We start from the raw sequence: 24,697 nt of genomic DNA, 5'->3' as shown, positions 1-24,697 counted from the left end.
AACTGCGGCAAAATGCGGGAACGGCGGCATTTTTCGAAAGTGGCGGGACGCGCCTACGCCTCGGCGGGTTCCTCGTACTTGGGGAAGATCGGCGTCGGGGCGGGAAGGACGGTGCCGGGGGCCAGGGGCGTCCCGACGGCGGCGAACTGGCGGACGGCGTCGTCCGGCGACGTGCCCTGCCCCAACACGTCCAGGAGCTTCGCGGCGGAGTCAGGCATGACCGGCTGGACCAGGATGGACACAATGCGCAGCACCTCAAGGGTCACATACAGCACGGTCTCCATGCGGGGCACGTCCGTCTTGCGCAGCACCCACGGGGCCTGCTCGGCAAAGTAGGCGTTGGTGTCGCCCAGGACGTGCCAAATTTTCTCCAGCGAACCGTGGAAGTCCTGCGCCTGGTAGGCCTGCCGGGCGTGGTCCAGGAGCGCCCCGGCCGCGGCCAGAATCGACTCGTCCGCGGCTGTCAGCTCCCCGGGTACGGGCACAACACCCGCGCAGTTCTTCGCCACCATGGACAGCGAACGCTGGGCCAGGTTGCCCAGGTTGTTGGCCAGGTCGGAGTTCATCCGGCCCACGACGGCGTCGTGGTTGTAGGAGCCGTCCGCACCGAAGGGGACCTCGCGCAGCAGGAAGAAGCGCACCTGGTCCAGGCCGTACTGGGCCACCCAGTCGGCCGGGGCCACCACGTTGCCGAGGGACTTGGACATCTTCACGCCGTTGTTGTGGAGGAAACCGTGGATCATGACCCGCTTGGGCAGCTCGATCCCGGCGGACATCAAAAATGCCGGCCAATACACGGCGTGGAAGCGGGAGATGTCCTTGCCGATGATGTGCACGTCCGCGGGCCAGAACTTCTGGAAGGCTTCCGAGTCAACGTCGGGGTAGCCCACGCCCGTGAGGTAGTTGGTGAGGGCGTCAACCCACACATACATGACGTGTTTGTCGTTGCCGGGGACCGGGACACCCCAGTCGAAGGTGGTGCGGCTAACGGAGAGGTCATCCAGGCCGCCCTTGACGAAGCTGATGACCTCGTTGAAGCGGGTCCGCGGCGCGCCGAATTCGGGCTGTTCCTCGTAGAGCGCCAACAGCTTTTCCTGGTAGTTGGACAGGCGGAAAAAGTAGCTTTCCTCTTCCGTCCAGGTCAGTTCCGTGTCGGTGACCTTGGAGTAGCGCTTGCCGTCCTCGCGGAGTTCGGTCTCGTCGTCGCCGTAGTAGGCCTCGTCGCGGACGGAATACCAGCCCTCGTACTTGCCCAGGTAAATGTCACCGGCGTCCTCCATCTTCTTCCAGATGGCCTGCGACGCTGCCAGGTGGTCCGCATCGGTGGTGCGGATGAACCTGTCGTAGCTGATGCCAAGTGCCGCGTGGGCCTCCTTGTACACGGCGGCGTTGCGGTCCACCAGTTCCTTGGGCGTGATGCCTTCCTTTTCGGCTGCCTGGGCAATCTTCATGCCGTGCTCATCCGTGCCGGTCAGGAACATGACGTCATACCCGTCCAGGCGCTTGAAGCGTGCCATGGCGTCCGTGGCGATGTACTCGTAGGCATGCCCGATGTGCGGAACACCGTTCGGGTACGTAATGGCGGTGGTCAGGTAGTAAGGCGTCTTGGCCGGTTCAGATGATGTCACCCTACGAATTTACCGTGAACAGTGGTGATTCGCCGCTTCCTAACAAAAACGACGGCGGCGTCCCCGCCTCAGTGGGAACGCCGCCGTCGGATGTTGCGGAAGGTCAGTCCTCCAGGTCCACCTCGCGGGCCACGGTGGCGCCGATCTCGGTCTTGATGGACTCCAGCAGGCCCTGCGGCACGGAGCTGTCCACGGTGATGAGGGCCAGGGCCTGGCCGCCCTCGCTGTGGCGGGCCACCTGCATGCCGGCAATGTTGACATTGTTTTCGCCCAGCAGGCGGCCCAGCGTGCCCACCACGCCGGGGCGGTCCGCGTAGGAGATGACCAGCAGGTGGTCGCTCATGGGGATTTCCAGCTCATAGCCGTTGACGCCGACGATCTTCTGGATCTGCTTCGGACCTGTCAGCGTCCCGGCGACGGAGATCTGCGAGTCGTCGGACAGCGCGCCGCGGATGGTCAGCACGTTGCGGTAGTCGGCGGATTCCAGCGTGGTGATCAGGTTCGTCTTGATGCCGCGCTGTTCAGCCAGGATGGGCGCGTTGACGTAGGAAACCTGCTCGGAGACCACGTCCTTGAAGACGCCCTTCAGCGCGGAGAGTTCCAGCGCCTTGACGTCCAGGGCGGCAATCTCGCCGGCCACCTCGACGTCGATCTGCGTCACCGAGGCGTGGGTCAGGGCGGTGAAGATGCGGCCCAGCTTCTCGATCAGGGGGATGCCCGGGCGGACATCGGAGGCGATCACGCCGCCAGCCACGTTGACGGCGTCGGGGACCAGCTCGCCGGCCAGCGCCAGGCGGACGGACTTGGCCACGGAGACGCCGGCCTTTTCCTGGGCCTCGCCAGTGGATGCGCCCAGGTGCGGGGTGGCAATGACGTTGTCCAGGGACAGGAAGTCGACGTCGGTGGCCGGCTCCTTGACGAACACGTCAATCCCGGCGCCGGCAATTTCGCCGTCGCGCAGGGCAATGTTCAGGGCCGTTTCATCGATGAGGCCGCCGCGGGCCACGTTGATGACGTAGGCACTCTTTTTCATCTTCGCGAACGCTTCGGTGCTGATCATCCCGACGGTTTCCGGCGTGCGCGGCATGTGGATGGTGATGAAGTCGGACTGTTCCAGCAGCTCATCCAGCGAGAGCAGCTGCACGCCCAGGCTGGCGGCGCGGGCGGAGGTGACGTAGGGGTCGTAGGCGACTATTTCCATGCCGAAGGCCTTGGCCCGTTCGGTGATCAGGGCGCCGATGCGGCCCAGGCCGATGATGCCCAGCTTCTTTTCCAGCAGTTCGGTGCCTGTGTACTTGGAGCGCTTCCACTCGCCGTTCTTCAGGGCGGTGCTGGCGGCCGGGATGTGGCGGGCCAGGGACAGGATGTGCCCGATGGTCAGTTCAGCTGCGGAGACAATGTTCGACGTCGGCGCGTTGACCACCATGACGCCGGCCTGCGTTGCTGCCTTGATGTCCACGTTGTCCAGCCCCACGCCGGCACGTGCAATGACCTTCAGGTTCTTCGCAGCCGCGATGGCCTCGGCGTCGACCTGCGTGGCCGAGCGGATCAGGATCGCGTCGGCATCGACGATGGCAGAGAGCAGCTGGGAGCGGTCGGAGCCGTCCGTCTGGCGGATTTCAAAGTCGGGGCCCAGCGCCTCAACTGTTGCGGGTGAAAGTTCCTCTGCGAGGAGTACAACTGGCTTGGTGGCGCTCACCTATGACCTCTTTAGCTCTCGTTGATGTTCTGGTGGGGATTTTGGTGAATGGCTTTTTCGTTGGCGTTGCAACAAAAAAGCCGGACTCCAGTTTATGGGAGCCCGGCTTCCTTGCCGTAACAATCAGCCGGGACGGCGACGCAAGCGACGCGCATCACACGGCCGGGGCCTAGCGGGCGACGGAACCTTCGGTGTAGTCGTCGTCGGACTTGATCCAGGAGAACAGCTTGCGCAGTTCGCGCCCGGTGGCCTCGATGGGGTGGTCCTCACCCTTCTTGCGCAGGGCCTTGAATTCCGGGGCGCCGGCGTCCTGGTCGTCAATGAAGCGCTTGGCGAAAGCACCGTTCTGGATGTCGGCCAGGACGGCCTTCATGTTTTCCTTCACGTCGGGGGTGATGACGCGGGGGCCGGAGACGTAGTCGCCGTATTCGGCCGTGTCGGAAACGCTCCAGCGCTGCTTGGCGATGCCGCCCTCGACCATGAGGTCAACGATGAGCTTGAGCTCGTGCAGCACCTCGAAGTAGGCAACCTCAGGCTTGTAGCCGGCCTCGGTCAGGGTCTCGAAACCATACTGCACCAGCTGCGAGGCACCGCCGCAAAGAACGGCCTGCTCGCCGAACAGGTCCGTTTCGGTCTCTTCGGTGAAAGTGGTTTCGATGACGCCGGCACGGGTGCCGCCGATGCCCTTGGCGTAGGAAAGGGCCAGCTCCCTGGCCTTGCCGGAGGGGTTCTGCTCGACGGCGATCAGGTCCGGCACGCCGCGGCCTGCCTCGAATTCGCGGCGGACAATGTGGCCCGGGCCCTTGGGTGCCACGAGGGCGACGTCGACGTCGGCCGGCGGCTGGATGTAGCCGTAGCGGATGTTGAAGCCATGGCCGAAGAAGAGTGCGTCGCCGGCGTTGAGGTTGGGGGCGATTTCCTCGGCGTACACGAAGCGCTGGACCTGGTCCGGGGTCAGGACCATGATCAGGTCGGCTTCCTTGACGGCGTCGGCAACGCTGAGCACGCGCAGGCCTTCGGCTTCCGCCTTGGCGCGGGACTTGGAGCCTTCCTTCAAGCCGACGCGAACGTCAACGCCGGAATCGCGCAGGCTCAATGCGTGTGCGTGCCCCTGGCTGCCGTAGCCGATGACGGCGACCTTGCGACCTTGGATGATGGACAGGTCTGCATCGTCGTCGTAGAACATGTCGGTCACTGTGAAACTCCTTGAATAATGGGTGTGTACTGCTGGTCTTCTAAACAGGTGCGGCTGTTGTGGCCGCGGTCGCACTTAGGAAGCGCGAAGTGCCCGGTCGCTCATGGAACGGGATCCCCGCCCAATGGCCAGGGTGCCGGATTGCACGATTTCTCGGATGCCGAAGGGCTCCAGCACGTTGAGCAGTGCCGTGAGCTTGTCCGGGTGGCCGGTGGCCTCAATGGTCAACGAGTCTGTGGACACGTCAACCACCGAAGCACGGAAAAGGTCTGCGGCTTGGGTGACCTGCAGCCTCGTGGCGGCATCCGCACGTACCTTGACCAGGATGTGGTCCCGTTGCACGGAATTATCTGAAACAAGTTCAACGATCTTGATGACGTTGACCAGTTTATTCAGCTGTTTGGTGACTTGTTCAATCAGCTCGCCGTCGGCGTCAACCACCACGGTCATCCGGGAGACGCCGGTGACCTCCGTGGGGCCCACTGCCAGGGAGTTGATGTTGAAGGCGCGGCGGGCAAACATGCTGGCCACGCGCGTCAGGACGCCGGGCTTGTCTTCCACCAGGACGGAAAGGGTGTGCCGTGTCATCTCTAGTCCTCCTCTTGCCAGACGGGTGTCATGTTGCGTGCCACTTGGATTTGGTCGTTGCTGACGCCCGAAGGCACCATCGGCCACACCATGGAGTCGGGGCTGACCACAAAGTCAATGACCACGGGGCGGTCGTTGATGGCCAGGGCGGCCTCAATGGTGGCGTCGATGTCCTCGACACGTTCGCAGCGCAGTCCCACGCAGTCGTAGGCATCGGCGAGCTTGACGAAGTCCGGGACGCGCATGCTGTCATGGCCGGTGTTGAGGTCGGTGTTGGAATAGCGGCTGTCGTAGAAAAGTGTCTGCCACTGGCGGACCATGCCCAGGGAAGAGTTGTTGATGACGGCCACCTTGATCGGAATGTTGTTGATCCGGCAGGTGGCCAGCTCCTGGTTTGTCATCTGGAAGCAGCCGTCGCCGTCGATGGCCCACACCACGCGGTCCGGGTTGCCCACCTTGGCCCCCATGGCGGCAGGGACGGAGTAGCCCATGGTGCCGGCCCCTCCGGAGTTGAGCCAGGAACGCGGGCGCTCATATTTGACGAACTGCGCAGCCCACATCTGGTGCTGGCCCACGCCGGCCACATACACGCCCTCCGGACCGGTCAGGGCGCCGATCCGGGAGATGACGCGCTGGGGGGACATGAGTCCGTCCTCGGGTTCCGTCCAGCCCAGCGGGTAGGTGTCGCGCAGGTTGCCCAGGAACGCCCACCAGTCGCTGATGTCCGGCGCGCCACCGGCGTCAAACTCTACCTTCACGGCTGCAGTGAGGTCGGGGATGATCTCCTTCAGCGAGCCCACGATCGGAACGTCGGCCGTGCGGTTCTTGGAGATTTCCGCGGGGTCGATGTCGGCGTGGATGACTTTGGCATGCGGTGCGAAGCTCTTGAGCACGCCGGTGACGCGGTCGTCAAAGCGGGCGCCGAGGGTGATGAGCAAATCCGACTGCTGCAGTGCGGTCACGGCGGACACCGAGCCGTGCATGCCGGGCATGCCCACGTGCAGGGTGTGGGAATCGGGGAAGGCTCCCCGGGCCATGAGGGTGGTGGCCACGGGAATGCCCGTGAACTCGGCCAGTTCCAGGAGTTCCTGGGAGGCGTTCGCCTTGATGACGCCGCCGCCAACGTACAAGACGGGCTTCTTGGCTTCCCTGATGAGGCGGGCGGCCTCGCGCAGCTGCTTGGAGTGGCCGCGGAACACCGGACGGTAGCCGGGCAGGTCGATGGTGGGGGGCCAGGAGAACGTCATGAGTCCCTGCTGGGCGTCCTTGGACACGTCCACCAGCACGGGTCCGGGCCGGCCGGTGGAGGCGAGGTGGAAGGCCTCGGCCAGCACCCGCGGGACGTCCTGGGCGTTGGTGACCAGGTAGGAGTGCTTGGTGACGGGCATGGTGATGCCCACAATGTCGGCTTCCTGGAACGCATCGGTGCCGATGACGCTGCTGGACACCTGGCCGGTGATGGCCACCATGGGAACGGAATCCATATGGGCGTCCATGATGGGCGTGACCAGGTTGGTGGCGCCCGGGCCGGACGTCACAATGCAAACGCCCACCTCGCCGGTGACCATCGCGTAGCCCTGGGCAGCGTGGCCGGCGCCCTGTTCGTGGCGGACCAGCACATGGTTCAGGGATGAGGCCATGAGCGGGTCGTAGGTGGGGAGGATGGCCCCGCCGGGAAGCCCGAAGACGTCCTTGACGCCAAGTTCCTCAAGTGAACGGACCAGCGCCTCGGAGCCGGTCATCTGCACCGGCGCAACTACGTTGTTGGGGCCTACGACGGCGGTTTGGGCGGCCGGGCTGACGGCGCCGGAGCTCCCGCCTGCGTGGCCGCCGTGTCCGTGGGACTTGGTTGCCAGCAACGCGGGGCTGGCGGGCGATCCTTTACTCATCGGTTCATCCTTTGGGAAACTCATGCTCTTGGGTACTTCTCCGGGGTGGCGTTTAAGGGTTGTTGACGCGCTCTTGCGAGTTGCCGCTGGTGGTGGAAACAAAAAAACCCCTCAGCCGGAAGGCTCTCATCGAGGGGTTTGCACGTGCTGCGACGTTCTCTTCACTTGTTAGTTAGAGGGTCATGGCCTGGTGCGGCCACTTTGCGTCACGCGCTAGCTAATGACGACTACGAGGTTCAGTTGCATACCTGTAGTCTCCCGTTTTCCGCTCCGGGGTGTCAAACAGCCCGCGCCGTCATCTCACAATGTGGACGCATGGTCCACTCTGTGGTCAATGCCGTTCCCTCCTTCCGTCGAGCCGGGTTTGCCCGGGTTGCCGGCACCCAGTCTTTGCAGGCTGGGATGGGCAGACACTGCCTCCACGCCGTGCGTGGCAAGAACTGTGAACAAGGCCGCCGAGGGCACATGCTCTCCGCTTAGCATCAGGGGCGAGGTGGAACCGTACTGGGTGATCAGGGACCAGTTATCTATTTCCGGATATACGGCCGTCACGGCGGAGAAATAAAAACTCAGCCACTGCCCGCCCACCTGGCACAGAAGGCGCTGGTTGCCCACAACCAGCCTGCAAGGCTGCCGTTCGCGCCACTGGACGGCCGCCTGCCTGTTGGCGGCGTTCCGCTTTGCTGCGTTCGACATGGCAGTGAGGCCCAGTCCGACCAGGACAAAGGCCGGCCTGCCGAAATAAATCCCTGAGGTTTGGGTGAAAGTGACGTCCATGCCGTAGTGACGTGCATAGTCGGCAGGAACATCCATGAAAAAGACTTCGCCGGGGTTCGCCACGACATCCCACACCTGGACGGCCTGTGGCGCTTCCCCCCGCAGGAGACATGAGCGCAGATGACGCGCTTGCGCCCAGGACCGGGCGGAACTGTCATGCCGTTGCGCCACCACGGCTTCCGACTTGGTGAAATGGCCGTTTTCCCGGCGCCAGTGGCGGAAGGCGCGGTGACCGTTGATGGCTGCACGCACCAGTGCGGCAAGAGGGCCGGCAATGGCCACCAAATAAAGTGCCAACTCCGCCAAAGGCCGCCAGATCCCCTGGTTCCCACTGCCCGCACCCTGCACCAGCAACCACGCGGCGAACATTGCCCCCAGATAGATCAGAGGTGCTGCGGCAAGCGGCACCGCCCATTTCAGATGCCGCTCGAGCCGTGTCGGTGTACTGCGCATAGTTGCCCCCAGGTGCAATGGTTTCCCTGCGAGCATATCCAAGCAGGGCCGGGGCGCCTGTAACAATCTGGATTAGCCGCAATAAGCTCCCGTCGAAGCGCTGTTGACCAGCTTCGCATACTTGGCCAGCACACCGGAGGTGAACTTGGGCGGAAGCGGTGCCCAGCCCTCCCGGCGCCCGGCCAGTTCAGCGTCATCCACCAGCAGGTCAAAGGTGCGTGCGGCGATGTCCACGCGGATCACGTCCCCGTCCCGCACGAATGCAATGGGGCCGCCGTCCACGGCCTCCGGGGCGACGTGGCCGATGCACAGCCCCGTGGTGCCGCCGGAGAAGCGCCCGTCGGTGAGCAGCAGCACGTCCTTGCCGAGGCCGGCCCCCTTGATGGCGCCGGTGATGGCAAGCATCTCGCGCATGCCAGGCCCGCCCTTGGGACCCTCATAACGGATGACGACGACGTCGCCGGCGTGGATTTCGCCGTTGTCGAGGGCGTCCAGGGCACCCTGCTCACGCTCAAACACCCTGGCGGTGCCTTCAAAGACATCCAGATCGAAGCCCGCACTCTTCACGACGGCGCCTTCGGGGGCCATGGAGCCATGCAGGATGGTGATGCCGCCTGTCTTGTGGATCGGGTTGTCCAGGGCGCGCAACACCTTCCCGTCGGGATCCGGCGGATTGATGTCCGCCAGGTTTTCGGCAACCGTCCTGCCCGTGACGGTGAGGCAGTCGCCGTGGAGAAGGCCGGCGTCGAGCAATGCCTTCATGATGACGGGCACCCCGCCGATCTTGTCGACGTCGAACATGACATACCGGCCAAACGGCTTGAGGTCGCCCAGGTGCGGGATAGTGTCACCGATGCGGTTGAAGTCGTGCAATGTCAGGTCAACCTTGGCCTCGCGGGCAATGGCGAGCAGGTGCAGCACCGCGTTGGTGGAGCCGCCGAAGGCCATGGTGACGGCGATGGCGTTCTCAAAAGCCTTCTTCGTCATGATGTCCCGGGCGCGGATGCCCAGGCGCAACAGATTGACCACCGCCTCCCCGGACTGGCGGGCAAACATGTCCCGGCGGCGGTCGGCGCTTGGCGGGGCGGCCGAACCGGGAAGCGACATGCCCAGCGCCTCCCCGATGCAGGCCATGGTGTTGGCGGTGTACATGCCGCCGCAGGCACCTTCGCCGGGGCAGATGGCCCGCTCAATGGAATCGAGGTCCTTCATGCTCATCTTGCCGGCTGCGCACGCACCAACGGCTTCGAAGGCGTCGATGAGCGTGACTTCCTTCTCCGTGCCGTCCTCGAGCTTGGCAAATCCGGGCATGATGGAGCCTGCATAAAGGAAGACGCTGGCCAGGTTCAGCCGGGCGGCCGCCATGAGCATGCCGGGCAGCGACTTGTCACAGCCCGCCAGCAGCACGGAGCCGTCCAGGCGTTCGGCCATCATGACCGTTTCAACGGAGTCGGCGATGACTTCACGCGAAACCAGGGAAAAGTGCATGCCCTCGTGGCCCATGGAAATGCCGTCGGAGACGGAGATGGTGCCGAACTGCATGGGGTAGCCGCCCGCTGCGAACACGCCTTCCTTGGAGCCCTGTGCCAGCCGGTTCAGGGACAGGTTGCAGGGGGTTATTTCGTTCCAGGAACTGGCCACGCCAATCTGCGGCTTGGAAAAGTCGTCGTCGCCCATGCCCAGGGCACGGAACATGCCCCGTGCAGGCGAGGCGTGGATGCCGTCGGTCACCACGCGGCTGCGTGGCTTGATGTCCGGGCTGCCGTCGGCGTTGCGGACAAGTGCTGATGCCTTGTCCACTGACGCCCTGTCTGGTGAATTGGTCTCGACGCTCATGTTCGCCAGTCTATGACCGGAATGCGACGCAGGCCACAGAATCCGCGCGCCTGCCGCCGCGCAGCCGTCCCGCGGACCAATTTTGCCGCCAAAACCCACGTGATTCCGGGGCTTTTCGCGGCCGCAGGTGTGATCTGCACCGCAAACGCCACTTTCGATTTCACACTCATGCAAAAACCATGTAATGTTTCATGTCGTTGCGGGGAACACAACGGACACAAACCGGGGTGGTTAACTGCAGCGCCAAGATGCACCTCTAGCTCAATTGGCAGAGCAATTGACTCTTAATCAATGGGTTTCGGGTTCAAGTCCCGAGGGGTGCACAGAGAAAAGCCGCTCCAACACTGGCAACAACCGGTGTTGTAGCGGTTTTTTTATTGCCTCGAATCGGCCCAACTGGCCATTAGCTGCCCCTTTATTCCGTGACCACGCCCCCGTGGATTCTGGCCTAGGCTGGAACAAACACCACCATTTGGCGCCGCACGGCGGCGCCCGCAAGGAGTTCCGACGTGAGTGACCGTCTTGTCCCCGGCGATACCGCCCCCAACTTCACCCTTCCCAACGCCGCAGGCGGGAGCACCTCGCTGAAGGACTTCGCCGGAAACAAAGTGGTGGTCTACTTTTACCCGGCCGCCTCCACGCCCGCCTGCACCCAGCAGGCCTGCGATTTCCGCGACAACCTGGCGTCGCTGAAATCGGCCGGGTACCAGGTGGTGGGAATCTCCCCCGACCCCGTTGCAAAGCTGGCCAGGTTCGCGGCGGCACAGGATCTCCCGTTCCCGCTGCTGGCCGACGAGGACCACGCCGTGGCCGAAGCCTACGCGGCATGGGGGGAGAAAAAGAACTACGGCAGGACCTACCAGGGGCTGATCCGTTCCACGATTGTGGTGGACGGCGCGGGCAAGGTTGCTGTGGCGCAATACAACGTCCGCGCCACCGGCCATGTGGCGAAGTTGCGACGGGACCTGGGCATCGACAAGCCCTAGAACAAGGCCTAGGACGGTGGAGGCCGCAGCCCCGAAGCCCGGTCCAAAGAGTGCGCAAGAGGGGACTTGAACCCCTACGCCCGAAGGCACAGGTACCTAAAACCTGCGTGTCTACCAATTCCACCACTCGCGCGCGGTGCGTCCGCCAAGGAATGAACACCTTGAAAGACCTGCACCATACTACCCGGCCGCGATGCAGCTTGTGACCGCCCGCTGCCAGCGCACCCACCGCGCCTCCCGGGCGTTGCGGGGAAAGTGCCACTAAGATGAGGGGCTGATGGAATTCATCCCCGCAAGGAGAACCACAACGTGCCCACCCCAGCCGGTCCCCGACGCAAGGCAAGCCGCCGCGCTGCCGTGATTGCCGCCGTCGTGCTTCTGGCCGCCACGGGGTGCACTGGGGCGCCGGGCCCCGACCCGACCAGCACGACGCCGGCCACCGCGGCCCCAGCGCCAGTCACCTTCAGCTTCGGCACGGGGGCGGACCCTTCCGGCTTTGACCCGGCACTGGTCTCCGACACGGAGTCGTACCGCGTGACACGGCAGGTGCTCGAAGGCCTGGTCACCATTGACCCGGTGACGGGCGCGCCCGCCCCCAGCCTGGCGACGTCGTGGACCGAACTCGGCAGCGGGCTCGGCTACACATTCAAGCTGCGCAAGGGTGTCACGTTCCAGGACGGTACGCCGTTTGACGCGGCAGCCGTGTGCGCCAACTTCAACCGCTGGTACACCATGCCGGCCGCAACGCGCGGGGACGGGTCCTCGGCCACCTTCAAGCAGGTGTTCCGTGAATTCTCCGACAACGCCGCAAACTCCCTGTACGACCGCTGCACGGTGGACAGCACCCTGGAAGTCACTGTGGGGCTGAAAATGCGCCTGACCGGCTTCCTGCAGGCCCTGACCGTTCCCGCCTTCGCCATCTCCTCCCCCAAGGCACTTCAGCAGGGCACCGCCAACACCCTCAACGAGACCATGGGCGGCAACAAGGTCTCCAAGTACGCCCTCCACCCCGTGGGCACGGGCCCGTTCGAATTCACCTCCTCAGCCAACGGCGTCGTGACAATGACGGCCTACCCCGGCTATTGGGGCACCAAGGGCCAAATCACCACGCTGAAGTTCATTACCTACGACCAGCCCGAAGCGCGCCTGGCCGCCCTCGCCGACGGCACCCTGGACGGCTTCGACCCGGTCACGCCCGGCAACTTTGACAAGCTCATCAAGAGCGGCAAGCAGGTGCTGCAGCGCGACCCGTTCTCCGTCATGTACGTGGCCCTCAACCAGTCCATTCCCGTCCTGTCGGACCTCAAGGTCCGTGAAGCCATTGCGGCGGGCATTGACAAGTCAACCCTGGTGGACAAGTTCTTCATTGCCGGCACCACCGCCACGGCGCAGTTCATCCCGCCCAAGCTCAGCGGTTTCAACAACTCGGTCCAGGGCATCCCGTACGATCCAGTCAAGGCCAAGGCGCTGCTGGCCTCCTCCAGCTACAAGGGGCAGGAGCTGAAATTCTTCTACCCCACCAATGCGTCGCGCCCCTACCTCCCCACGCCCGAAAAGGTGTACGCCGAAATTGCGCGTGAGCTGACGGCCATCGGGCTGAACATCAAGCCAGTGCCCATTGCCTGGAATGACGGCTACGTCCAGGCCGTGACCAAACAGGACGGGCAGGCGCTGAGCCTGATGGGCTGGAACGGCAGCTACGCGGACCCGGACAACTTTGTGGGCCCGCTGTTCGGCTCGGCCAACGCCGGGCTGGGGCTCGAGGACCCGCAGCTGGTTTCGAAAATCACCCGCGCCCGCAGCATGCCCAACGGGCCGGACCGGGTTGCCGCCTATGACGCCATCAACAAGCAGATTGCCGCCACACTGCCCGCCATCCCCATTGCCCTGCCCATCTCCGCCATCGCCCTCTCCGACAAGGTGGCCAGCTATCCTCTCAGCCCCGTCCTCAACGAGGTCTTCAACCACGTCACGCTGACGCCTGGCGCGGGCGGCTAGGGCGTGATGTGACCCACCAGACGTGATTTAAGCATCGCGCCCCCGCCGCGATAGGCTTCTACCGCTAGGAAGAGCCTCTACCCGGAGTTGACTGTGACTTTCATTTCCACCACCAAAGACGCTGACGTTGTCCTCATCGGAGGCGGCATCATGAGCGCCACTTTGGGTGCAATGCTCAAGCAACTCGAACCCACCTGGAACATCGTGCTGTTTGAACAGCTCGACAAGCCGGGCCTTGAGTCCTCCAGCCCGTGGAACAACGCCGGCACCGGCCACTCCGCCCTCTGCGAGCTCAACTATTCGCCGATGGCAAAAGACGGCACCGTTGACCCGGCAAAGGCGCTGAACATCAACGAACAGTTCCAGCTCTCGCGCCAATTCTGGGCGCACATGGTCGACAACAACATGGTCGGCTCCCCCAAAGGCTTCATCAACACCGTCCCGCACATGAGCTTCGTGCTGGGCGAGGCGCACAGGAAGTTCCTCAAGGCCCGGCACGCCGCGCTGAGCAACAACCCGCTGTTTGCCTCCATGGAATACTCCGAGGACCCCGCACAGATTGCCGAGTGGGCGCCGCTGGTCATGAAGGGCCGCGACCCCCGTGACGTGGCGACGGCAACCCGTGCGGCCGAGGGCACCGACGTCGACTTTGGTGCGCTCACCCGCGAGCTCATCGCTTACATGGGCGAAAGCGGCGTGGAGGTCAACTACAACACCTCCGTCACGGATGTCCAGCGCACCAGCGGCGGCCAGTGGGACATTTCCACCAAGCACCCGGCCTCCGGCGAACACGGGCAGATCAAGGCCAAGTTTGTCTTCATCGGAGGCGGCGGCGGGGCGCTGCACCTGCTGCAGAAATCGGGCATCCCCGAGGGCAAGGGCTTTGGCGGCTTTCCCGTCTCCGGCCAGTTCTTCCGGTGCACGGATGAAGAACTGGCGTCCCAGCACAGCGCCAAGGTCTACGGCCAGGCGTCAGTTGGCGCCCCGCCCATGTCAGTTCCCCACCTGGACACCCGCTTCGTCGGCGGCAAGCGCTCGCTGCTGTTCGGCCCGTACGGCGGCTTTTCCACCAAGTACCTCAAGACCGGCAGCTACCTTGACCTGCCGGGGTCCATCCGGCCCGGGAACATCATCCCCATGCTGGCCGTGGGCAAGGACAACCTGGACCTGGTGAAGTACCTGGTCAGCGAAGTCACCAAGTCGCACGCCGGCAAGGTGGAGGCCCTGCACGAATACTTCCCCGAGGCGGACGGCAAGGACTGGGAACTCATCACGGCCGGCCAGCGCGTGCAGATCATCAAAAAGGATGCCAAGAAGGGCGGGATCCTGCAGTTCGGCACCGAAGTCATTACCTCGGCCGACGGTTCCATTTCCGCCCTGCTCGGCGCCTCCCCCGGAGCCTCCACCGCGGTGCCGATCATGCTGCAGCTGCTCCAGCGGTGCTTCCCCCGCAAGTTCAAGCTCGAATGGCAGGACTCCCTGCGCGGAATGATGCCAACCTACGGCACCAAGCTCAACGAGAATGCCGAGCTCTTTGAAAAGACACTTGCCTCGACTGCAGCATCCCTGCAGCTGGAGACTGTGGCGGGGTAGGGCGGGCGGACGCCGCCACACGCACCAAAGGCAACACAGGCAGGGCCAGACGGAACCGGCATAACGCAATGGGAGTTTATTGATGTTTCGTTTGGCACAGCTGTCCCTGGGAAACCGGGCACTCATTGCACTCATCACCATCTTCGCGGTGGTTTTCGGGGTGATCACCCTCGGCTCCCTCAAGCAGGAGCTCATCCCGTCCATCGAATTTCCGCAAATTACGGTGGTCTCGGCAATGCCGGGCGCTTCGCCCGAGGTGGTTGACAAGCAGGTAAGCGCACCGCTGGAAGCCGCGCTGAACGCCGTCGAGGGCCTGGAATCAAGCACGTCCACCTCGCGCAGCGGCGTCTCCACGATCAACTTGGCCTTCACCTACGGCACCAACCTGGACCGTGCCCGGAACCAGATTGACCGTGCCATTTCCACCGTCAGCACCACACTGCCCTCCGGCGTCACCCCGCAGCCGATTGCCGGCTCCATCGCTGACTTCCCCATAGTTTTCCTGGCAGTCTCCTCAAACCAGGACCTCGCCGCCCTCAACACCAACCTGCAGCGGCTGGCAGTACCGGCCCTGATGAAAATCGACGGCGTGCGAAGCGCCGACGTCACGGGCGCCAACTCCCAGCACATCGCCATCCTGCCCGATCCCGCCAAGATGGCCGCCGCGGGCGTCAATCCCGGCTCCATCACTGCGGCACTGAAGAACAACGGCTCACTAATTCCCGTCGGATCCCTGAGCAATGACGGGCTGACACTCCCCGTCCAGGCAGGCAGCCCCGTTGATTCGCTGGACACCATCAAGGCCCTCCCGCTGGCCGGCAGCAAGGCCGCCGCCGCGCCCACCATCGGCCAGGTGGCCAGCGTTGCCCTGGCGGACGACACCACCACCTCGATCACCCGCACCAACGGCGTGGCCACGCTGGCACTGTCCATCACGAAAAAACCGGACGCGGACACCGTGGGGCTGTCCAAGCAGATCAACGCCCAGCTGCCGCAAATCGAGGCATCACTGGGCCACCAGACAAAGTTCACCACCGTCCTGGACCAGGCCCCGTTCATTGAAAAGTCCATAAGCGACCTCACCCAGGAGGGGTTGCTGGGACTGGGCTTCGCCGTCGTCGTGATCTTGATCTTCCTGCTCTCGGCGCGCTCCACCCTGGTCACCGCCATCTCCATCCCGCTGTCCCTGCTGGTGACCTTCATTGGGCTCTGGGCCACGGGGTATTCGCTGAACATCCTGACCCTCGGCGCGCTGACCATCGCCATTGGCCGGGTGGTGGACGACTCCATTGTGGTCATTGAAAACATCAAGCGGCACATGAGCTACGGGGAGGACAAGAGGGCAGCCATCCTGTCCGCCATCCGCGAGGTGGCGGGTGCCGTTACAGCCTCCACCCTGACCACGGTGGCCGTTTTCCTCCCCATTGCCTTCGTGGGCAGCCTGGCCGGGGAGCTGTTCCGCCCGTTCGCGCTCACCGTCACCTTTGCGCTGCTGGCTTCCCTGCTGGTGTCGCTGACCATTGTGCCTGTGCTCGCCTACTGGTTCCTGAAGGGCACCTCCCACACGGACGAAGCCGGCGCCCCCTTGGGCGGCCAGGCCCTGCTTCGCGTGGTGGAGGCCAAGGAGCGGTCCTCATGGCTGCAGCGCGGCTACCTGCCCGTCCTCGCCAAGACCCAGAAGCACCCCGTCTACACGCTCATTGCCGGCGTCATCATCCTCGGGGCCACCCTCGCCATGACGCCGCTGCTGCCCACCAATCTGCTCGGCGACACCGGCCAGAACAGCATGTCCGTCAAGCAGGCCATGCCGCCGGGCACCAGCCTGGCCGTGACCGATGCGGCCGCGAAGAAGGTTGAGGCGAAGCTCAAGGGCATCACCGGCATCCAGGACGTCCAGGTCACCATCGGCAACAGCTCCGGTGGCTTCTCGGCCCTGCTGTCCTCCGGGGCGTCCAGCGCCTCCTTCCAGGTCATCACGGACCCTGCCGCAGACCAGGTCAAGCTCCAGGACACCGTCCGGGCCGCCATCGCCACCATCAAGGATGCCGGCAGCATTTCCCTCGGTGCCAGCGGAGGCGGCTTTGGCACCTCAAGCTCGGTGGACATCACGGTGAAGGCAAGCACCGGCGTCGAACTTCAACAGGCCTCCGACGCCCTGGTCAAGGCCATGACCGGCGTTCCCGGGGCCCAGTCCGTCTCCAGCAACCTGTCCGCGGCGCAGCCCGTGGTCCAGGTGAGCGTGGACCGCGCAAAGGCAGTGGCTGCCGGCCTGGACGAATCGCAGATCACGGGACTTTTGGCCGCCACTGTCAGCCCCATCCCGGCCGGCACCGTGCGCATTGACACCACCGACTACAAGGTCCAGGTAGGCACGGGCACCACCTTTGACTCCGTTGCCGCACTGGCCGATGCGAAGATTCCCACCCCCGCGGGCCTGGTGCCGCTTTCAGCGGTGGCCACCGTAAAGCAGGTGGACACGCCGCTGACCATCACCTCCTCCAACGGCCAGCGCACGGCCACCGTGTCCGTGGTGCCGGAAGCCAACTCGCTGGGCTCGCTCAGTGCCGAGGTCCAAAAGCGGCTCAACGCGACCAAGCTTCCCGCCGGCACCATTGCCTCCGTGGGCGGTGCGGCCACACAGCAGGCCGATTCATTCAAGCAGCTTGGCCTGGCCATGCTGGCCGCCATCGCTATTGTCTACGTCATCATGGTGGCGACGTTCAAGTCGCTGGTGCAGCCGCTGATCCTTCTCGTGTCCATCCCGTTTGCCGCCACGGGCGCCATTGCGCTGCTGCTCATCACCCGGATCCCGCTGGGCCTGCCGTCGCTGATCGGCATGCTGATGCTGGTGGGCATTGTGGTCACCAACGCCATTGTGCTGATCGACCTGATCAACCAGTACCGGCGCCCTTCCGGCGACAGGCCCGCCATGAACGTGGCAGACGCCATTGAGCACGGCGCCCGCCAGCGCCTGCGCCCCATCCTGATGACCGCCCTGGCAACCATATTTGCGCTGACGCCCATGGCGCTGGGCGTGACGGGCGGCGGCGGGTTCATCTCCCAGCCGCTGGCCGTGGTGGTGGTGGGCGGCCTGGTTTCCTCAACCCTGCTGACGCTGGTCCTGGTCCCGGTGCTGTACCGCCTCGTGGAGGGGCGCAAGGAACGCCGCGAGCTGCTGAAGGCACTCAAGGTGGTGCACAAGCCGGCCGCTTTGCCAGGCGGGGTCCCGGCCGGGGTTCCGGCGGGGGTCCCGGCCGCCGGCCCGGCGGGGGTTCCGGAGTTTCAGGACTGGACCACGGGCGCCATCCCCAAGGTCCGCGGCCGTCGCGCGGCAGCCGACTGACCGGGACCGGACGGGGCTGCCCTTGCTGCTTCCACTTGTTGATGCGGTAGGAGTTGGCGAGCAGTTCAAGCGTGCCGGGATTCGCATCCCAGTAGCTCTTGTGGCCGCTGATCCCCATTCGTTGCGGGGTTCCCCACGGGGTGACGGAAAAAAGGGTTGACGGCTTGGATCTCATCCCCGGCGGCCATCTTGCAGCTGAATTGCACCACCAGGCCATCCCGCGGCGGAACTCGGGGTTTTCCGGGGTGCTTGACTGGAAGTCGGAGACACATTTGTGGCCCACCAAGTACTTCGGGAGTTCGGCTGCGGGGGTGGCTGCAAGTTTCTCCTGCGTGGCCGCAATGGCCGCCTTTACCTTGGCCGGGTCGCTGCCGTACTTGCCCTCGTCGGTTTCGGCAAAAAACGCAAAGGCCATGGAAATTCCGTCGGCGTCCTTCTCTTCAGTGCCCTGGGCCACCTGCTGCATCGTCTTCCCCGTTTCCGGATCGGTGGTGATGCCGAACATGTTGTCATTGCTCCATGACGAAAGGTGCTGGAAGGACGACTCCCCCGTCACAAACTTCCCGAACTTCGGATCCCCGTCCGCCGGGACGTTGCTGGGCCCGTTCAGCGCAATCCAGCCTGCGGGAAGCGCCACCGCGCCGGCCGGAATGCCCGCAGCGGCCCCTGTCTCCTGGCCGGCCGAAGTTGCTTCCGGACTTGATTCTGCCGGCGGCATGCCCAACGCCGGCGGCGCACCCTGCTCCGATTATGCCGCGACCGCCGTGGGCCCGGGCTTGCCATTGGCCACAAACTGGGTGAATGCGGGGATAGCCCAAACAGACACGGCGACCAGGGCAAGGACCATCACGGCTGCAACGGGGCCCGGGACGCTGAAGAGGGTCTTGCGGTTGGACGGCCCCGGCTGGGGTGCGGGCGCACCGGGAACGGGATCGTTGCAAGGGGTCGGTGTGCCCCGTTGAAATTGCTCACAAAGGTGCCTTTCAGAGGGTTTGCGCAGCCAGGGAATCCAAGAAACTGACAAGTTCCCCACGTGCTTGGGGACCGGTGGTCATGTGCGCCACTTGAAAGATTAACCGAGCACCTCCCCCGCGCAGACCGTCTTCCGGCGTGTCTGTGAGGTAATTCTCCAATTGAAGGACTAAGTACCCTTTCAGGCCGGAAGGGTGGCTCCGAAGGCCAGTTTCGGCACAAAATAGAGCGCCGTGGCCGCAACCAGCGCAGTGACTCCGCACACCGTCCACACCAGCATGTAGCCTGCCAAAGGGGCCGCCGTGCTGCCCGCGCCAGCCGTCAGGGACCCCAGCGCCGATCCGGCCAGGGCAATGCCAAACACGCACGAGGCGAAGGCGCCGCCCACGGTCTTGGTGGCATTGGTCAGGCCGGTGGCCATGCCCGTCTTTGTCAGCGGCGCCGCCGCCGCGGCGGCAGAGGGCAGGGCCGCCACCAGGGCGCCGCTGCCAATACCGGCGATTCCCATGTTTACCAGCACCTGCACCATGGAACCGTGCAGCGGCAGGAACATCAGGTACCCCAACGCCACCAGGAGGGCAGCGCCGATCAAGGTGACACGCGGCGTGGTCCATTTGGCCACGGCCGGGAACAACAGCGCACCCACCAGCAGGCCCAGGACGTAAACTCCGATCAGCACGGACACCAGGGACGAACTGGCACCCAGCCCATAGCCGACGTCGTGCGGGTTGGTGCGGGCAAATGTGGACAAGGGCGCCTGCGCCCCGAGGACGGAAACCCCAAACAGGAAGGCCGTCAGCTGCACCGGCCACATGCTGGGCTGGCGCAGCAGCCGAATGTCCACCAGCGGGTCCCGGTGGCCCAGCTCGTACCGGGTGAACGGCACCAGCGCCAGAACGCCAAGCACCACCGCGCCCCACGCCCACCAGGTGCCCGGGCCGTTGATGCGCATGAACGTCAGCCCCGCGGTAATCAACAGCAACCCGGTCGACAGCAGCACCAGCCCGGTGGTGTCGATCCGCCCGCCCGTCCGGCTGGCCGATTCAGGCACCCAAAGGAGGATCACAAAGAAGCACAGGGTGACGGCGATGGCGGGGATGAGGAGTGTCAGCCACAACCGTCCGGGCAGGGCGCCGCCAATGAAGCCGCCCGCCAGGGCCCCAACAATGACGCCGAATTCCAGGCCGGCCACGAGGATGCCGGCTGCTTTGCGGGTCAGTGCGGCGCCGTCGGGCTGGCGGTGGGAGCGGCTGTAGACGAGGGCGATTTCCAGCGGTAGCCACACCACATAAAAGCCCTGCAGCGCCCACGCACCTAGGAAAAGCCAGAAGTTTGGGGCGAAGGCCACACCCCACGAAGCGGCGGCCGTCAGCGCCGTGGAGATCAGCAGTACGCGGCGGTGGCCAATCATGTCGCCCAGCTTCGCCAGCACGGGCACCACCAGGGCGCTGACCATGAGCTGGGCGGCTTCAAACCAGTTGACGTCGGCGTCGCGAATGTGGAGGAAGCGGGCAATGTCGGTCAGCAGCGGCGTGTAGTAGCCCTGCAGGATGCCGCTGGTGAACTCCACGAGGACCAAAAATCCCACCACGGCCATGGCCGCCGGGCCCGCCTGCGCCCTGGCCTGGCTGAGCTTGGGTGAATCCATGAACTGCCCCCGCAATGTGTGAGATCCGTTACTACCGGTTGGCAGAATCCTAGCGCCCGCCGGGGAACTGGACGCAGGCGGGGCGGCAACAGGTTTCGCCCGGGAACATTTTCACGTCCTGCACGGTTGCCGGGTATATTAGATGCAAACGCATATATCTTGGCCACCGGCCCGGAGCAAGGAGCGCACCATGCAGTTCGGAATATTCAGCGTCGGGGACGTCACCATGGACCCCACCACGGGCCGCACGCCCACCGAACACGAACGTCTGAAGGCCATCACCACCATCGCCAAGCACGCCGAGGACGTCGGCATGGACGTGTTTGCCACGGGCGAGCACCACAACCCGCCGTTCTATCCCAGCTCCCCCACCACCATTCTCGGCTACATCGCGGCGCAAACTGAGAGAATCATCCTTTCCACCACCACCACGCTGATCACCACCAACGATCCGGTGAAGATCGCGGAGGATTTCGCCACGCTGCAGCACCTTGCCGAAGGTCGCGTGGACCTGGTGCTGGGCCGCGGCAACACGGCCCCCGTGTACCCCTGGTTTGGCAAGAACAACCAGGATTCCGTGGAGCTGACGGTGGAAAACTACGCCCTGCTGCGGCGCCTGTGGGATGAAGAAGTGGTGAACTGGGAGGGCAAGTTCCGCACGCCGCTGCGCGGCTTCACGGCCACGCCCCGCCCGCTCGACGGCGTTGCCCCGTTTGTATGGCACGGCAGCATCCGCACCCCCCAGGTGGCAGAGATTGCCGCCTACTACGGCGACGGCTTCTTTGCCAACAACATCTTCTGGCCCAAGGAGCACTACCAGCAGCTGATCAACCTGTACCGCGAACGCTACGCGCACTATGGCCACGGCACGCCGGAGCAGGCCATTGTGGGCCTGGGCGGGCAGTTCTTCATCCGGCCCAAATCACAGGACGCCGTGAACGAGTTCCGCCCGTATTTCAACAACGCCCCCGTCTACGGCCACGGCCCGTCCATGGAGGACTTCACCTCGCAGACCCCGCTGACGGTGGGCAGCCCGCAGGAACTCATTGAGAAGACACTCACTTTCCGGGACTACTTTGGCGATTACCAGCGCCAGCTGTTCCTGGTGGACCATGCCGGCCTGCCGCTGAAGACAGTGCTGGAACAGCTGGACCTGTTCGGCTCGGACGTGCTGCCCACACTCCGCGCCGAGTTTGCGGCAAACCGCCCGGCCACAGTCCCGGACGCGCCCACCTTTGCGGCACGCAAGGCGGCCAAGGCAGCGAAGGAGGCGGCCGGCGTCGAGCATTCCGGCGCAGCTGTAGGCGGGGCCGGGGCATGATGTCAGCTGCAGCGCACCGGCGCCTGGCCGCGGAATCCTGGGAATCGCTGTTGCGCGCGCAGGTGGCCGTGATGCGCGAACTCCACAAGGAACCCATTTTCAAGGAGGTGGGCAGCCGGGAGTACGACGTGCTGTTCAACCTCTCCCGCTGCCCCACCGGCTGGCTGCGGCTGAACGAGCTCAATGACAACGTCCTGCTGACCCAGCCCAGCATCTCCCGCCTGGTGGACAGGCTGGAGGAGCGCGGGCTGGTCAGGCGCAAGACGCCCGACGACGACCGCCGGGGCGTGCTGATCGGCCTCACCGAGGCGGGCGCGGCGTTGCAAAAGAAGGTGGGGCGGGCGCATGTGCAAAATATCATGCACGTCATGGAGGAAGGGCTCACCGACGCCGAGATGCAGGTGCTGCTGGAGCTGACGGGAAAGTTGCGTGCCACCGTTGCCGTGCGGGCAGCTACCCCAACACCTTCAGGGAAGTGACCATCCGCTCCACATTGCGATAGCTGGTGGAGCGCATGTGTGCCTGGGCCTCCGTGATGGTGGTGAAGGCCTGCAGCCCGGGCGAGCCGTCGGGTGCACTGGTGAACTGGAGGACGTCCCCGAACATGTAGATGCCCAGCTTGTCCGAGGTTACGGTGTTGTAGACCAGGCAGGCGCGGCCGTCCTGGCCGCCGGCTCTGTCGGTGATGCCGTAGGAGGCGTAAAAGTGTGTGGCGCCCTGAATCAGCCGGTACACAAAACGGGGGTCCACCGTGGTGGTTCCCGTACTGGTGGATGGGATGGCCAGTGGAATGCTCGACAGCACCGTGTAGCGCCGCATGGCTCCGGGCTGGCACGCGCCGCCGAGCCCGGTGATGTGGGTTTGCAGGGTGGCCGTAAGCGTGCCGTCCTGGTCCCGGACTTCCACGTGCAGGGCTGCGGGGTTGGTGCCCGGCACCAGCTGCGTGGTCCAGTCCTGGGGCAGTTCAAAGCTGATGTTTTTGCCCGGGTCCGTGTAGATTTTCCATACCGCGGCCGTGGGCTCCATGGTGGGGCCCGCCGCTGACGGGGTTGCACTGCTTCCCGGCCCGGCGCTGTTGGTGGCAGTCGGCGCCGAGGCCGACGGCGCTGGTGCGGCTTGCGTGGCCCCGCCCGCCTGGGGCGCCTGGCTTGGAACGCCGATCGACACACCGCAACCCGTGACGGAAAGCGCGACGGCGAGGGCGGCTGTGGCGACCCGGATTGCGGTGGTTGGGGCATGATTCGCTGGGAAAAATTGGCGTAGTCCCCGTCGATATGGCATTGGACCTCCTCAGAAATTCCATTCCGATGGTGCCAATGCTAGCCATTTGCGGGGCACCCCTGTGCGCGGCGCGCCCCGCAATGGCTGTGGATAACTTCTGGCGGGTCTGCGTCAAGTCGGCTAACTTGGTACATAGCTGAGCCGGGGACCGCCACGAGGCGGCTCTGGGGGGACTTGGGCGGGGGCTTTTATGACGACGAACATGCGGACCACGGCACGCACAGTGCCTTTCCTGGTGGGGCGTGCCGGGCGGCTGTTTGTCCGGCCCGGACGTGCCGGGCGGCTGTTTGTCCGGCCCGGACGTGCCGGGCGGCTGTTTGTCCGGCCCGGACGTGCCGGGCGGCTGTTTGTCCGGCCCGCCGGCACGGCCCGGTTCCGGCCTTCGCGGCCCGCGGCAGCTGTGGCCGCCGTGGTGGCCGCAGTGGTAGCGGCGTCGCTGTTGCTGACCGGGTGCTCATCCGCCGCCCCGCCGGTGGCCGGCAGCGGGTCGCCCGGGCAGTCGGCTCCCTCAACGGCCACCGCCGCCGCAACTGCCGCGCCGACGAATCCGCCGACTACCGTCCCAGCGCCGGCGCCAGCGTACAAGCCGGCCACGGCGGCCGGCCCTGCACAAAACGTGCCCGTCCCCGTGCTGCCGGCCAAAGCCAAGGAATTCTCCAAGGAAGGCCTGGAAGCCTTCGCCACCTACTGGTACTCCACCCTCGGCTACGCCTTCGAAACCGGCGACCCCGGCCCCATGCTCGCCATCAGCGACCCAGGCTGCAAGCCGTGCAACGCCATGAAAAGTGCCGCCACCGGTGGACACGAAAACGGGCGTTGGATTGTGGGAGGACAAATGGAGGTGCTAACCACGGAGGCTTCGTTTGATCCGGCGCCAGATGGTTCCTACCAAACGATCACCATGGTCCGCCAGTCACAAGTCAAGTACTACCGCGCCGATAAGTCGCTGTCGAAGGACTTGGGAGCGAAATCTTCGGTCGCGGACATTGTCGTCACGGACTACGTCAAAGGGCAATGGATAGCCCAAACTGTCGAACATCTGAAGGGCAGCAGCGGTGAGTAATTCACCCCGCCGGACACCCACCTTCCATTTCTTGTTCAGCGTCTTCGCCCTTGTCGTACTGTTCTCCACCGTCGGCCAGCCAGTATGGGCTGACGGTGACTACGAGTTGGACTGGGACGATACGCACATTAAGTCCGGGTCCTGGAATCAGTTGCCCAATGATCCCTCCCACTGGGGGCAACTGCCCTCGGCCGGCCCCGTAGATCCCTACATCTACGAATACAGGCTGGCCTGCACAACGGCGGACCAAGCCATCTTCGCCAAATGTGCCGCTAATCTGCCCGCCTGCACGGCCGCGAAAGGTGGCGTTGCTGTCTGGTGGTACCACTCACTCCGAGGCAAGAAGACCCCAGTTTGGGCCTTTGACTCCGGCCCCACGTGCATCTACGACGAAAAGCCCATCGACGTGCTCAAGGAAATCGCCGCG

At 64.7% G+C, this 24,697-nt stretch carries 16 protein-coding genes, 2 tRNA genes and 1 pseudogene; 9 read left to right on the top strand and 10 right to left on the bottom strand.

Annotated elements, in window-relative coordinates; genetic code table 11:
• Positions 1-53: 53 nt before the first annotated feature.
• From metG to ilvD, 7 genes are all read right to left on the bottom strand, one after another.
• Complete coding sequence (gene metG / locus LPN03_RS12350) at positions 54-1,628, bottom strand: methionine--tRNA ligase (protein ID WP_262454429.1); 1,575 nt, start codon at positions 1,626-1,628, stop codon at positions 54-56.
• A 103-nt stretch (positions 1,629-1,731) separates the two neighbouring features.
• Positions 1,732-3,327 (bottom strand): phosphoglycerate dehydrogenase, encoded by a 1,596-nt coding sequence (serA, locus tag LPN03_RS12345; RefSeq protein WP_262454428.1) that lies wholly within the window; start codon positions 3,325-3,327, stop codon positions 1,732-1,734.
• Positions 3,328-3,496: 169 nt separating this feature from the next.
• The gene (ilvC, locus tag LPN03_RS12340) at positions 3,497-4,522 is read right to left on the bottom strand and encodes a ketol-acid reductoisomerase (protein WP_165181091.1); all 1,026 of its coding nucleotides are present in this window, start codon (positions 4,520-4,522) and stop codon (positions 3,497-3,499) included.
• Positions 4,523-4,597: 75 nt separating this feature from the next.
• Positions 4,598-5,110: an acetolactate synthase small subunit gene (gene ilvN / locus LPN03_RS12335; protein ID WP_165181090.1), complete on the bottom strand. Its 513-nt coding sequence runs from the start codon at positions 5,108-5,110 to the stop codon at positions 4,598-4,600.
• Between the two features lie 2 nt (positions 5,111-5,112).
• Positions 5,113-6,999, bottom strand: a complete 1,887-nt coding sequence (locus tag LPN03_RS12330) for an acetolactate synthase large subunit (protein WP_165181089.1) — start codon at positions 6,997-6,999, stop codon at positions 5,113-5,115.
• 300 nt (positions 7,000-7,299) lie between these two features.
• On the bottom strand, positions 7,300-8,229 hold the full coding sequence (locus LPN03_RS12325) for a hypothetical protein (RefSeq protein ID WP_262454427.1): 930 nt from the start codon (positions 8,227-8,229) through the stop codon (positions 7,300-7,302).
• 72 nt (positions 8,230-8,301) lie between these two features.
• Complete coding sequence (ilvD, locus tag LPN03_RS12320; protein WP_262454426.1) at positions 8,302-10,065, bottom strand: dihydroxy-acid dehydratase; 1,764 nt, start codon at positions 10,063-10,065, stop codon at positions 8,302-8,304.
• Positions 10,066-10,315: 250 nt separating this feature from the next.
• Here ilvD and LPN03_RS12315 point away from each other — a divergent pair.
• Positions 10,316-10,388 (top strand) — tRNA-Lys (locus LPN03_RS12315).
• Positions 10,389-10,574: 186 nt separating this feature from the next.
• Positions 10,575-11,051: a thioredoxin-dependent thiol peroxidase gene (gene bcp / locus LPN03_RS12310; RefSeq protein ID WP_262454425.1), complete on the top strand. Its 477-nt coding sequence runs from the start codon at positions 10,575-10,577 to the stop codon at positions 11,049-11,051.
• A gap of 51 nt (positions 11,052-11,102) precedes the next feature.
• Here bcp and LPN03_RS12305 read toward each other — a convergent pair.
• A tRNA-Leu gene (locus LPN03_RS12305) sits at positions 11,103-11,184 on the bottom strand.
• Between the two features lie 176 nt (positions 11,185-11,360).
• On the opposite strand from LPN03_RS12305, the gene LPN03_RS12300 reads away from it, so the two are divergent.
• The 3 genes from LPN03_RS12300 to LPN03_RS12290 all read left to right on the top strand — a co-directional run bounded on the left by LPN03_RS12300 (position 11,361) and on the right by LPN03_RS12290 (position 17,985).
• Positions 11,361-13,049, top strand: coding sequence for an ABC transporter substrate-binding protein (locus LPN03_RS12300; RefSeq protein ID WP_262454423.1), 1,689 nt, complete (start codon positions 11,361-11,363; stop codon positions 13,047-13,049).
• Between the two features lie 93 nt (positions 13,050-13,142).
• Positions 13,143-14,642 carry a malate:quinone oxidoreductase gene (locus LPN03_RS12295; RefSeq protein ID WP_262454422.1) on the top strand — a complete coding sequence of 500 codons (1,500 nt, stop codon included), beginning with the start codon at positions 13,143-13,145 and terminating at the stop codon, positions 14,640-14,642.
• Positions 14,643-14,724: 82 nt separating this feature from the next.
• Entirely contained in the window at positions 14,725-17,985 is a 3,261-nt protein-coding gene (locus tag LPN03_RS12290) for an efflux RND transporter permease subunit (RefSeq protein ID WP_262454421.1), read from the top strand.
• 1,153 nt (positions 17,986-19,138) lie between these two features.
• Here LPN03_RS12290 and LPN03_RS12285 read toward each other — a convergent pair.
• Positions 19,139-20,605 carry an MFS transporter gene (locus LPN03_RS12285; RefSeq protein ID WP_165181082.1) on the bottom strand — a complete coding sequence of 489 codons (1,467 nt, stop codon included), beginning with the start codon at positions 20,603-20,605 and terminating at the stop codon, positions 19,139-19,141.
• A gap of 190 nt (positions 20,606-20,795) precedes the next feature.
• Here LPN03_RS12285 and LPN03_RS12280 point away from each other — a divergent pair, with 190 nt between their 5' ends.
• Both LPN03_RS12280 and LPN03_RS12275 read left to right on the top strand, forming a co-directional pair.
• Positions 20,796-21,926, top strand: a complete 1,131-nt coding sequence (locus tag LPN03_RS12280) for an LLM class flavin-dependent oxidoreductase (protein WP_165181081.1) — start codon at positions 20,796-20,798, stop codon at positions 21,924-21,926.
• Complete coding sequence (locus tag LPN03_RS12275) at positions 21,923-22,405, top strand: MarR family winged helix-turn-helix transcriptional regulator (RefSeq protein WP_165181080.1); 483 nt, start codon at positions 21,923-21,925, stop codon at positions 22,403-22,405. The genes LPN03_RS12280 and LPN03_RS12275 overlap by 4 nt, the downstream gene beginning before the upstream one ends.
• Here LPN03_RS12275 and LPN03_RS12270 read toward each other — a convergent pair.
• The gene (locus tag LPN03_RS12270) at positions 22,380-23,093 is read right to left on the bottom strand and encodes a hypothetical protein (RefSeq protein ID WP_262454420.1); all 714 of its coding nucleotides are present in this window, start codon (positions 23,091-23,093) and stop codon (positions 22,380-22,382) included. The genes LPN03_RS12275 and LPN03_RS12270 overlap by 26 nt on opposite strands.
• A gap of 304 nt (positions 23,094-23,397) precedes the next feature.
• Here LPN03_RS12270 and LPN03_RS12265 point away from each other — a divergent pair, with 304 nt between their 5' ends.
• Together LPN03_RS12265 and LPN03_RS12260 are read left to right on the top strand one after the other, a co-directional pair.
• A complete protein-coding gene (locus tag LPN03_RS12265) occupies positions 23,398-24,270 on the top strand; it encodes a DUF6318 family protein (protein ID WP_262454419.1) in 873 nt (290 codons plus the stop codon).
• Positions 24,263-24,697, top strand: a pseudogene (locus tag LPN03_RS12260) (hypothetical protein); the annotation flags it as partial. The gene LPN03_RS12265 and the pseudogene LPN03_RS12260, both read left to right, overlap by 8 nt.

This window comes from Arthrobacter sp. A2-55, from assembly GCF_025548615.1.
In the GTDB taxonomy this organism is placed as follows: Bacteria; Actinomycetota; Actinomycetes; order Actinomycetales; family Micrococcaceae; genus Specibacter; species Specibacter silviterrae.
This window is presented reverse-complemented; position numbering and strand designations above follow the sequence as displayed.